Annotated in this window: 1 protein-coding gene; it reads left to right on the forward strand. The window is 73.3% G+C overall.

Annotation, left to right across the window (positions count from 1 at the left end; translation table 11 throughout):
* On the forward strand, positions 1-536 hold a 536-nt coding region (locus ADINL_RS00785; protein ID WP_152547586.1), incomplete at both ends, for an alpha/beta hydrolase.

Genomic DNA, 536 nt, shown 5'->3' on the forward strand with positions numbered 1-536 from the left:
TCCGCACGCTGCCGCTGGCGGATCTTCTGCGGCTGCTGCGCGAGCAGGGGGAGCCCGCCGACCCGCGCACCGACATCGACACGGCGTCGCTGAGAGGCCGGTTCCCCAGGCTCGCCCGGGTGGAGATGCGCGACCTGGCGGTCGAAGGACGCAACGGTCGTTCGGTTCCCGCGCGTTTGTATCGGGATGCTGCGGTGCCGGCCGCCGGCCGTGCGCTCGTTTGGGTGCACGGCGGTGCCTTCCTCGGCGGTCACCTCGACATGCCCGAATCGCACTGGGTCTCGATGGAACTCGCCGCCCGCGGCATCCCCGTTCTCGCTCTCGACTACGTCAAGTGCCTGGGCGAAACCCACTTCCCCGAGCCCTCGGACGACGTGCTGGCGGGGGGGCGCCACGCCGTCGCCCACCCCCAGGGGCTCTTTGGGCTCCCCGCATCCGGCGTTGTTCTGGGGGGCGCGAGCGCCGGCGGCAATCTGACCGCCGGGGCCACGGCTCGCCTGCGCGACGCGGGCGAGTCGGTGCCGGCGGGCCTCGTC

Origin of the sequence: Nitrincola lacisaponensis (assembly GCF_000691225.1) — a bacterium.
In the GTDB taxonomy this organism is placed as follows: Bacteria; Pseudomonadota; Gammaproteobacteria; order Pseudomonadales; family Balneatricaceae; genus Nitrincola; species Nitrincola lacisaponensis.